This window comes from Thalassotalea mangrovi, from assembly GCF_005116735.1.
Classification (GTDB): Bacteria; Pseudomonadota; Gammaproteobacteria; order Enterobacterales; family Alteromonadaceae; genus Thalassotalea_A; species Thalassotalea_A mangrovi.
This window is the reverse complement of sequence record NZ_SWDB01000003.1, coordinates 235,399-246,015: the sequence shown is the minus strand read 5'-3', so window position 1 is coordinate 246,015 and position 10,617 is coordinate 235,399. Positions and strand designations below refer to the sequence as shown.

Sequence of the window (10,617 nt, the reverse complement as noted above, 5' to 3'; positions counted from 1 at the left end):
GCTTCAAAACCAGAGCGAAGGACTCGGCTATGAAGCGTTATAAATTTGTGGGGATCCTACAGGGTCAGAGTTGTTGAAAATCAAAAAAGGACCCGAAGGTCCTTTTTTAAATTACAGTTTGCTTAGAAGCTGTAAGTAACTTTACCGTAGTAGAAGCCACCGTTGTAATCGAACGGACCACTTTCATAGTACTTACCACCAACACCATTGAACTCATCAGGAATACGCTCAGCTTCCTGGTCGAACAAGTTGTTGGCACCTAATGTAAAGGTCAGGTGTTCCGTCATAAAGTAGCTAACTTCTGCATCAAAAGTGATAGCAGCGTCAGCATCCTGGTTCCAGCCACCTGGGCCTGCATCATCGGCGTGAACCGCCCAGTATTCACCAAAGTAGTTGGCACGAACGAACATACCGATAGCATCCCAGTTCTGACTGATAGTAAAGGTTGCACGATGCTCCGGCATCCCTTCTTCCAGACGACGAACTTTATCAGCACCAGTACGAACGGTTCCGTCAGCCTGTGTATCTACACGATCGACTTCGGTCTTGTTGTAGTTATACGCAAGACTAAAACCTGTATCCCCACCAAACATTTCCATGCTGTAGTTTGCAACAACATCTAAACCGGTCGTCGTTGTATCGAAGTCATTGGCGAAATAAGTAACTGCAGAAATCAGTTCAGGGTTATTTACACCTAATGCACGTAGCTGATCATAGTCCTCCGGGTTTACCGAAATCTGCGACGTTTGTGCCAGGCGATCTTCTACTTCAATGCTGTAGATATCGGCAGTTACAAATAACTCACCAAACTGCAGTACGGTACCAAAGGTATAACTGGTAGATTCTTCAGGCGTTAGCTCCTGACCACCATAGAAGGCCGACAATGGATTCGTTGCAGGTGCTAAGAAAGTCTGGATCAACTCACCATTGATAAGCGAGGTTTGGGTATTTACTACGTTTGCCTGACCTACAGTCGGAGCACGGAAACCAGTACTGTGTGAACCACGAATAGACCAGTCATCGGTAATAGAAAACTGACCCGTTACTTTGTAATCAAAGGTGCTACCAAATGAATCATAGTCTTCCCAACGGAACGCACCGCCAAGTAGTAACGACTCAGTCACATAAGCTTCTGCATCCAAGTACGCCGCTATATTACGACGAGTGTTTACGCCTTGTGATTCAGGACCAAAACCTTTAAAACCGTGCGAACCGATATTGAAACCCTGATCGGCATAAGGACCTGCTTTCCAGGAAGCTTCCTCACCGGAAATGATTTCAAAGCTTTCTTCACGCCATTCAAGACCACCTGCGATATTAACCAGGTCATACATGCCCCAGTCAAACCCTTTGCTTAAATCAAAGTTAATGGTTTTCTCAAGCTGGATATATTTACCAGTATCGAATTCGGTCGGTGTATCTAGTCCCAACGACGGGTTCAAGGTATTCTTCAGGTTAAAGTCAGATTCGTTACGACCAACTGATGCACTTAAATCAAAGTACACACCATCCATGAAGCCATCTTTAAAGTCACCACGAACACCACCGGTCAATGAAGTATCGGTGATATTACCACCGAATGCTGGCGTATAACCGCCAGGGAAGATCTGGTTCATAGAGAAACAGTTAGGATCGGCAACCATCGCCTGATATTCAGGAGTATCCAACACATTTGGAACATTTGCAGGAACAACTGCACAAGTGCGAGGACCGCCAGCTGCTTGCCCTACGTCACCCACTAATAAGGTTTCACCACCGTCGATAGAATAAACGTTACCGCGGTTATGTGGGTTACGATAGTAGAAACCACCGGTAACATCACGCTCGGAGTAGTTACCAAACAGGTAAACTTCTTTATCATCGCCGATATCCAGGCCGACGTTACCAAATAAGGTAATGTCGTCTTCGATTTCTGGCAGACCCCAAACCTGTGCCGGATCACCTACAGCGGTATTACCTGCATCGATTAGACCTTGTGCGTCTGGACGTTGCACGCTGCGAGACGTAGCATCCGCATTCTTTAACTGGAAGCTGAAGTTGGCAAAACCATCATCACCCAACGGCAAACCTATGTTACCGTCGACAGTTGTAGTACCACCATCACCCTCGTAATACTCACCATACTTGGCAGAAATAGAACCACCATCGGCGTCATCTTTTAAGACAAAGTTCATCACCCCAGCGATCGCATCAGAACCGTACTGAGCCGATGCACCGTCACGCAAGACTTCAACCTGCTTCAGGGCAACCGAAGGGATCACCGAAATATCCGGACCTTGTGCACCATCGTTAACACCACCACCCTGGAAGGCAATAACCGATGCACGATGGCGACGCTTACCATTGACCAGGATCAAGGTTGAATCCGACGACAAACCACGTAAGTTAACCGGACGGATTAGGGTCGCGGCATCACTGATAGGTTGTGCACGGGCTGCAAAGGATGGTACCGATGCAACTAACAGGTCAAGCATGTCCGAAGAACCGGACTTTCTTAACTCATCACCATCGACCACATCGACCGGAACCGGCGAGTCAGCGACAGAACGAGGTGCAGCGCGACTACCAACAACAACGATTTGCTCAATGTCTTCTTCAGCAACGGCTTGTTGCTCTGTTTCTTCGGCAGCGATCGCCGCCTGGCCAGATAACGCAACGGATACGGCTAATGCCAGGCTGCGTTTACTAAATTTAATGGACATATTAACTCCCTGAATTTTTTATTATTTTCACCTAGCAACGATTGTTTGTATTTAGTTATGTACAATCAGGTGAACGTAAACTTTTATATCCCACTAACAAGGTATTTACAACCACCTAACCTTGTTGTAATCCTCTGTTCGTACATTTAATGTGCAAACAGCAAGGTGATGATCGGGCTTTTCGCTACTTATTTCGTTCATCAACCCGTTATTAATTCAGATCAAAAATCACCCTACAGTTCAATAAAACCAACAACCTCGAGGATAACTTTGCGACGGAATAGTGGTTAATAAATCGCTGTTACGCTATTGCTGCTAAAGCCAAAAAATATTTCCGAATATGACTGAAAAATTTTCTTCTGTGTGATGGATGTTCAGCTTTATTTACACATGTAACAATCCGGTTTTTTCTTTGATTACCGAGGCCTTGAATCCAACCCTGTGGCTCCCTAATCTAGGTTGCCAAACAACAATGATAAATTCCCTCTCCCAAGCCACGGCGAACCGGGCTTCGGAGGTCAAAACAAAGGTTAAATTATGACAATTCGTGAAATTGATTTGCTGATCGATGGTAAAAAGGTGCCATCGAAATCTCAGCAGTATTTGGATGTTCTCAACCCGGCAACCCAGGAAGTCGTCGCTAAAGTTCCTGTTGCTACCCTGGACGAAGTCGATGCCGCTATAGAAAGTGCCCACAAAGCCTTCGCCAGCTGGAGCAAGACATCACTAACCAAGCGCATGCGCATTATGCTGAAGTTCCAGCAGTTACTACAGGATCACACCGACGAGATTGCGGCCCTTATCACTGAAGAACATGGCAAGACGTTACCGGATGCGGAAGGTGAAGTTGGCCGGGCGTTAGAAGCAGTCGAAAATGCCTGTTCGATCACTCGCTTGCAATTAGGTGAAATGGCCAATAATGCTGCTTCAAATGTTGATGTTTATACATTAAACCAGCCGTTAGGCGTCGGCGCAGGTATTACCGCGTTTAACTTCCCGGTAATGCTTCCGGCCTTTATGTTCCCGGCAGCCATTGCCTGCGGTAATACTTTCGTTTTAAAACCATCTGAACAAGATCCGTCTGCGACGATGCTAATGGTGGAGCTGGCAATTAAAGCTGGTGTACCTGCCGGCGTATTAAATGTGGTTCATGGAGGTCCTGATGTGGTTAATCGTATTTGTGAGCACCCATTAATTAAGGCTGTCTCTTTCATCGGTTCAACACCCGTTGGGACCCATATTTATAATCATGCCAGCCTACATGGTAAACGCGCTCAGTGTATGATGGGTGCAAAAAACCACATGGTGGTAATGCCCGATGCCAATAAAGAGCGTGCCATTAACGATGTAATCGGTTCAGCGTTCGGTGCTGCAGGTCAGCGCTGTATGGCTAATCCAGTCACCATTCTGGTCGGCAATAGCCGTGAATGGCTCGATGAAATCGTCGCGAAAACGAAAACCATGGTGGTCGATGCCGGTACCAACCGTCGTGCGGATTTAGGACCCGTAGTATCTCCACAGGCAAAACAACGAATCATTAAGCTGCTCGATTCCGGTGTCGAACAAGGTGCTAATTTGCTGGTCGACGGTCGTGACATTACCGTACCGGGTTACCCGAATGGCAACTTCGTCGGTCCTACCCTGTTTACCGATGTAACCACTGATATGGATATTTACCAGCAGGAAATATTCGGTCCGGCACTGTGCATCCTACAGGTAGATACCCTGGAAGAAGCGATTGATATTATCAATGCCAATCCAAATGGTAATGGTACGTCGATTTTCACATCCTCAGGTTATGTTGCCCGTAAATTTGAAAATGATATCGACGTTGGCCAGGTAGGTATTAACGTGCCAATCCCTGTGCCTGTTGCCTATTTCTCATTTACCGGTTCACGCGGCTCAAAACTGGGTGATTTAGGTCCGAATGGCAAGCAGGTTACGCAGTTCTGGACGCAGACAAAAACCGTTACTGCCCGCTGGTTTGAACCCGATCATAGTGAAGGTGATGAAATCCACACCACCATCAGCTTAAAGTAAGGTTCTGTCCACGCTTTAATAAACAAGGGGAGCTAAATAGCTCCCCTTTTCTTTGTCGAATATAGCAATTACAGCTCGATTTTTGCGCTTGCTCCCAGGCCGGGTCCGTATACCATGGCATTTAACAGTATCCGCGCCGTACCTTTGGTGGCGCCGCGAAAGTTTGGTGAATTGGCAATTAAAATCACCTGGCCATTACCCTTGCGTTCCTGGGTAAGATACGCGGCATTGGCGATTCGTTGCGCCGCTTCCGGCCACAACAGGCCACTCATTCTTAAGGATAAATCATTACCTTCCGGGATCGTAGACCAGCCAATCAGGCGCTCCTTGGCCTCGCTATTAGGCAAATGTACGCCATAGCGGACGACCGCTGAGGTTACCGATTTGGTCATCAGTAATGGCGCATTATCGGTAAGTACCGGTAACACCCGATCGACACCATAGGTTAGCCAGTGCTTCTGGTCGGTGCGAGTTGCCAGCAACGCGCCGGATGGCATAAACGCTTTGGTCCAGTCATTCCATCGCTGCAGTTGCTTGTTATCCATCGGTTTGAGATCTTTATCGTTCTGCCATGGATACCAGATATTGTCAGCAACCATATGTTGACCAAGTTTATCGACTTTGGCCATTTTATCCTGCTCAGACAACCACTGTCGGGTAAGCGCCAGATTATAGTCTTCTATATCCTCGAAACTGTCGCTTAGCAACTTGCTGCTGATAAAGTCTTTAGCCTTGGCAAATTGCACCACTGAACTGCCGGTAACGATTAATGTCCCGCCAGCTTTGACCCAGTTATCGATGCTATCCATTGTGCCTTTAGAGAGTTCACCATACCAACGCCCAGGAACAATTAAAACATTATAACGGCGCAGATCGGCGCGTCCGATCAGCTCTTGCGCCAGATGTGAATGACGCACGCCTAACTGAGTATCAATCAGATGCCAGATATGACCATAGTCATAAGGACTGATGCCGTTTTGAGTTAGCATTGCAATCTGTGGCCGCTGCAATAATTGCAAATGCTCAGAGCCAATATCCGGTAAGTCACCATCCCCCAGTCCCTGGTTGATCGCTTCAACATGAGAACCGGTTTCACTAGCGATACGTTTTAACGTACCCAGCCAGTCGGGCTTATGTCGATTATCGGCAATGCTTACTACCACGGTTCCCCGGGAAAAGTTTACCTGGTTATAAACACCAGGCTTGTCCAGTACCCGGACATTTACATCCTGCTCCAGTAATCTCGCCGCCAGGGACACCGATGCATCATCGGCACCATCGACAAGATAAGCGATGGCGTTTTCCCGGTCTTTGAACTCACTTTTACGTTGCTCGTAGTCATCCAATCCCGCAGCAAGATGCTGACCGACCTGCCATGCATTCAGGCCATACATCATGGTCAGGTTCCACGCGGTTGAGTCGTACATCACAGAGCTACCATCACGCAGTGTTTTCTGGCGTTCCTCCAGCAACACTTCATCCTTGATATTGGCATCGAACTCTAATATTGCCGCTATTAATGGTGCGTTATATTGGCGATTGGGGATAATGATGCTATTGCGCGGTATGGTTCTTGATTTTCGCTGTTGTCCCAATTGATCAGTGACATTACGCACCTTTAATGGCTGCTCATTGCGATAGTAACGAATTCCCTGTAAATCCATTAGATCGAGGAACTGTTGCAGGCGGCTATGGTTATCCGTCGCCAGCACCACAAACGACTGATCGGCGTATTTACCTTTTTTATCGACATGACTTTTCCGGTTTTTTACATAATCGGAAAATATCGCCTCGCGGTTTTTCTGCAAGGTTTTCAGGTTTGCCAATGCCGAATAGAATTGATGGTGCACGGATTTTTTATAGCTGCGAATTGCACCGTTATGCAGACGCACGCCATCTTCTGCCGTTCGCGCCTGCTCATAAAGAATATGAATTGCACCGCGATACTCGGCATAATTTGAATAGCCAGGATAAAGGTTTTCAAACCATTCTCCGGTGTAATACGGCCACCCCTGTTGATCGAATGCGGCTGCCTGATCGTTGGCAAATACCTTACTCCAACGGTTGATACTGTCCGCTATATGCTCGTTAATCGGTTCGCGTGGCGGCCCAAACAGGAAATTATCCAGAGCCCCCATTTCATGTCCATCGATCATCAGCAAGGGATGCCATTGGTTGATGGCTTTAATACGCCCCCGTGATTCAGGATTTACCGCATAGTAAAAATCGCGATTTAAATCAAAATGATAATGATTGGTGCGACCGAATGGCCAGACGCCGGTGTGCAACAATGACTGGACGTCGAAATTAGGTGCACTGCTACGATTTTGTTGTAACTGCTTGGTAAAGCGGGCACGGCCATCCGGATTCATCATCGGGTCGACAATAATCACCAAATCGTCCAGCAAGCGTTGCGTATCAGCATCCTTACTGGCAATCAGGTGATAAATTAACGCCAGCGCCGAATCGGCTCCGGAAGACTCATTACCATGAATACTGTATGCCATCCAGGCGGTTGCCGGGGTATTGGCCAGTAGTTGGGAAACTTTTGCATCGGACAGAGAGCCGGGTTCACTCAACTCTACAATATTGCTCTGTATCGAATCAATATTGGCGATATTATCTTTGCTGGAGATAACCAGGTAATGTAACGACCGGTCTTCATAGCTGCGTGCATACTCAACCAGTTGCACCCGCTCGCTCTCGCTTGCCCATTGTTTTACCAGGGCATTAATCTGTGCCGGCGTAGCCGTTTTCTGCCCCACATCAAAACCCAGAAACGCTTCTGGCGTGGTGATGTTTGGTTGGTAATCGCCTTGTAGCAACGGCGGATATTCGGCCCCGGGAACCGGGTTAGGTTTCATTAGCACACTGGCCTGAGCCAGTAATGACAAACTCATCAGGCTGCTGGTTAAAAGGCCTTTTAGAATCAATCTCATAACTGTCCTTATTGTTGTTTTTATCACCACTATAAGTTTTGCTTTTAAAAAGATAAAGGTTTAGTGACGATGCTGACGCACCGTCACTGTTGTAGAGGGAGATAATCTTTACCGGGGCGGATTATCGGCGACGGGGTTACGCCGGTGGGAACTTATACAAGGGCTAGTGACTGTGCTGACGCATCGTCACTGTTGTAAAGGGAGACTGAAGTCGAGGGAGATAATCTTTACGAGAAAATCAAGGGGTCAGAGTCACAGACTCTGACCCCTTGATTTTCGGTTCGTTTGACCTTCCAGCTTTGTCTACTGGCGATCTGAAATCAGTATGGCTACTTAACTTGTTTGCTCGAGCGTTACGGTTTCCGCGCTCTCGTCTTCACTCTTATCTTTACTGTCATTTTCGCGCGACTGACAAATTTCTATGCAAACCTGATTACGACCTTCGCGCTTAGCCTGATACAGTTTTTTATCGGCCAGTTGAATCCAGTCCTGAGTCTGGTCGCTATAGGTAGCCGGAGCCAGGATAGCACCAATACTGGCAGTGACATGGAACGGTTGATTGCGTTCGTCGTAAATCACCGTGGCGGCGATGGTGCGTCGCAAGCGCTCTAATTTATAAGATAGATTCTGCTCACTGATTTGGGTGACCATTAGTACAAACTCTTCGCCACCAAAACGGGCAATCAAATCCGTTTCCCGGCTGAACTCTTCGCTCATTATCTCCGAGACGACACGCAGGCACTCATCCCCAGCCAAATGGCCATGCTGGTCATTCACCTCTTTAAAGTGATCAAGGTCGATAATCATGACGGCCATGTTGCCGCGATTACGGTAAGTATGTTTGCGATGCAGACCAAAATGTTCATCAAAATAGCGACGGTTAAAGACGCCGGTCAAGCCGTCCTTCTGAGCCAATTGAGTAAGCTTTTCATTCGCTCTCTCTAACTCGTCTGTGCGCTCCGCTACCTTATTTTCCAACTCAGTCTGATATTCATGAATTTCAGTTTTATTGCGCTGCAATTCATCATAAAGCAATATGACTTCCTGTGGTGCACCTCTGAATAATGGCGCAAATTCCAGTTTATTATTACGGTCAAATTTTTGCAGTTGCTTGAGGATAAACACCATCGGCTGAGTCAGTTCAAAACCAATCCGCTGAGCCAGGGAAACGGCAATTAAAAACGCCAGGATCAGCAATGCAAACACCAAAATGTATTCTTGCTCAATCTTCTTTACGACCGAGCTTGAATCAACCAGTACATAGGCCTGCCAGCCATTTTTCAATTTGGCTTTCGAGAGGAAATACTCTGGCGATTCCCCCCCCGGCACCTTAAAGCGGACCAGCTGAGTTTTACCAAATGCATACTCGGCTTCTGCGGCGAATTGAATCGGCTTTAACGGGGCAATATTTAACTGTTCGGAGGCAAACACCACGTTGCCAATCTGATCAGTAATAATGTACGACATTTTGTCCGATAACTGCGCCGACACCAATTGGGAAAACCGGCGACTATCCAATGCTCCAGCCAATACTGGTTTGTACGGATGCTCGGCTGCATCATCAAGCATTACCCCTTGGCTGATAGTGATAATGGGCTTGCCGCCAAGATAATTGGAGATAAAGACTTTAGACAGGTAACTGCCCTGCGTATGCTGGGCACCGATAAAGAACTCTTCCTGAGTAACACGCACTTCGCCAACCTGTTGTGCTACCTGTTCCAGCAGTTGCCCCGGGCTCGTATAAATCACCTGCTGGTTGGCGTTTACCACGGCAATGCCGAGAAAGTCCGGGTATTTCTGGTGAAACTTATCAATAAATGCCAGACGTTGCCGGGCATCATCGCCCTGATGCCAGTAACTGGGATTATTGGAAAGCATGATAGCCAGGTTTTCGATCGCCGACTGATAGCTTCTCAGGTAGTTTTCGGTACTGTGAACAAAATAATGCTTACGTTCGTCGATATTCTGCTGAATGATATCGTGCTGGGACTTGATGACTTTGTGACTGACAAATATCGAAATGGTGATAATTGAAAAGCTGATCACCAACGACGATGCGTAAACCAACTGACTCTGCAAGGTTCGCACCGTGCGTGGTTGCTGCTGATAGCTAATATCAAACAGAGACGGGAAAAAATAGACCACCAGGCCAGCCAGGCAGGTATACACCAAACCGTTAAAAGCCTGTTTTATGGTGGTCAGAAACCACAGTTGTTCTGGCATATCAATCTGATAAAAGAGCAGCAGCGCCGTTAGCGGCATCCCCAGTACAAACCAGAATAATAAATCTGCATACAATACATACCAGCCTCTTGATCGCAGCCAGGCAATGAATACCGCTTCCAGGCCAAATAGCCAGAATCCAAAGGGGTGGCCCGTAGATTCAGTCAGGGAAATACAGACAATTAATGCGCAAAGCAGGGAGTACAGCATGCCAAAACGCATGGCAACGATAACAAAGGCAACATTCCCTAACACCAGTTCGATGTTATTAAACAAAGGGATTGGATAATAATTGAGGGCGAAACCAAATAAGGAAATCAGGCCAACGAACAGTAACGGTTTATACTGCTCTTTAATTTTTACACTAAGCTTTTTCATTTTTTATTGTAGCGACAACCATTTACGTCTGGAGCCCTGGGGGGAAGCTCAGTGTATTTCCTTAATCATTCTCGAACCTGCATTTTACACATGCTGACATTGAAAAACCAACGCAAGTTCAGGCCAACAATGCAATCGGTGGCCAGTTATCTATAATTTTCTAATCCCGTTTACTTTATTTTAATCTGACGCAAATTTCCAGAGGCTGGCATTTTGATGATGAGCACTGCTGTAATGATTGCCGCACCCGTGATAAAGAAGTTGGATTAAGACGCAGCCGCCAGAACTGGATGCTCAGACAACCCATGTATTTTTGCGCAAATATTCGCCGGCCT

General features: G+C 46.9%; 4 protein-coding genes. 1 reads left to right on the top strand and 3 read right to left on the bottom strand.

Translation table 11 applies throughout. The features are described 5' to 3' along the window. Nucleotides 1–122: 122 nt before the first annotated feature. Nucleotides 123–2,702 (bottom strand): TonB-dependent receptor plug domain-containing protein, encoded by a 2,580-nt coding sequence (locus E8M12_RS01845; RefSeq protein ID WP_136734361.1) that lies wholly within the window; start codon nucleotides 2,700–2,702, stop codon nucleotides 123–125. Nucleotides 2,703–3,239: 537 nt separating this feature from the next. Between E8M12_RS01845 and E8M12_RS01840 the strand changes: the two genes are divergently transcribed. Beyond that, entirely contained in the window at nucleotides 3,240–4,742 is a 1,503-nt protein-coding gene (locus E8M12_RS01840; RefSeq protein ID WP_136734360.1) for a CoA-acylating methylmalonate-semialdehyde dehydrogenase, read from the top strand. A gap of 68 nt (nucleotides 4,743–4,810) precedes the next feature. On the opposite strand, the gene E8M12_RS01835 is transcribed toward E8M12_RS01840, so the two are convergent. Then, nucleotides 4,811–7,681 carry a M14 family metallopeptidase gene (locus E8M12_RS01835; RefSeq protein WP_136734359.1) on the bottom strand — a complete coding sequence of 957 codons (2,871 nt, stop codon included), beginning with the start codon at nucleotides 7,679–7,681 and terminating at the stop codon, nucleotides 4,811–4,813. A gap of 333 nt (nucleotides 7,682–8,014) precedes the next feature. Further along, nucleotides 8,015–10,282, bottom strand: coding sequence for a diguanylate cyclase (locus tag E8M12_RS01830; RefSeq protein WP_136734358.1), 2,268 nt, complete (start codon nucleotides 10,280–10,282; stop codon nucleotides 8,015–8,017). Between the last annotated feature and the right edge of the window lie 335 nt (nucleotides 10,283–10,617).

Bases quoted from the DNA above. Each gene is read 5' to 3' on its own strand.
- E8M12_RS01830 (WP_136734358.1), bottom strand. From the start codon at position 10,282: ATGAAAAAGCTTAGTGTAAAAATTAAAGAGCAGTATAAACCGTTACTG.
- E8M12_RS01840 (WP_136734360.1), top strand. From the start codon at position 3,240: ATGACAATTCGTGAAATTGATTTGCTGATCGATGGTAAAAAGGTGCCA.
- E8M12_RS01835 (WP_136734359.1), bottom strand. From the start codon at position 7,681: ATGAGATTGATTCTAAAAGGCCTTTTAACCAGCAGCCTGATGAGTTTG.
- E8M12_RS01845 (WP_136734361.1), bottom strand. From the start codon at position 2,702: ATGTCCATTAAATTTAGTAAACGCAGCCTGGCATTAGCCGTATCCGTT.